This window comes from Priestia sp. P5_B4 (genome assembly GCF_056400385.1).
Genome location: NZ_JBFULJ010001526.1, coordinates 1 through 526 on the forward strand (window position 1 = coordinate 1; position 526 = coordinate 526).

The 526-nt window shown below is 44.9% G+C and carries 1 protein-coding gene; it reads right to left on the reverse strand.

Annotated features, from left to right (window positions below):
• Window positions 1-110 precede the first annotated feature (110 nt).
• A partial coding sequence (locus AC1DRF_RS31975) for an erythromycin esterase family protein (protein ID WP_477742824.1) occupies window positions 111-526 on the reverse strand: 416 nt, incomplete at its 5' end.

Genomic DNA, 526 nt, shown 5'->3' on the forward strand with positions numbered 1-526 from the left:
TTACCGTATCAGGCATGTCCCAAGAAGAAGATCATGCACTTGTGGCAGATACGATTCGTAGCTTTTTGCAATAAAAATAAGCGGACTTCGTTGGAAGTCCGCTTATTTCATTAAAAGATGAGCGGCGATAAGGCGTGTGTTTTTTCTACATACATAAAAGCATCATATCGTTTTGACAAGCGAGAAGGAACATAATTTCCGTATTGTTCAATCTCTGGGTCGTATACAACACCAATGGCGCGGTGGCCTATCGTTGAATGAAAAAATGTTCGGTTTTCCTCTGTGAACATGAGGTATTGATCAAAAGCACCTGCTCGGTGAATGGCATCTTCCCAGCTTCCTTCTATAGCTGGAGGAACGGTTAATTCCTGATGAGGATTACCCCAGCTATCAGAAGCAATGACCGTGCCGTGATGAGTTCCGAATCCGACGGCGTAAACATGCTTCTGTCCGTATTCTTCACGGGTAAGCTGACCTACATTCACCATGCCGCTGCTTTTCATGTCCGTTGCTCTTGCATCTCCGA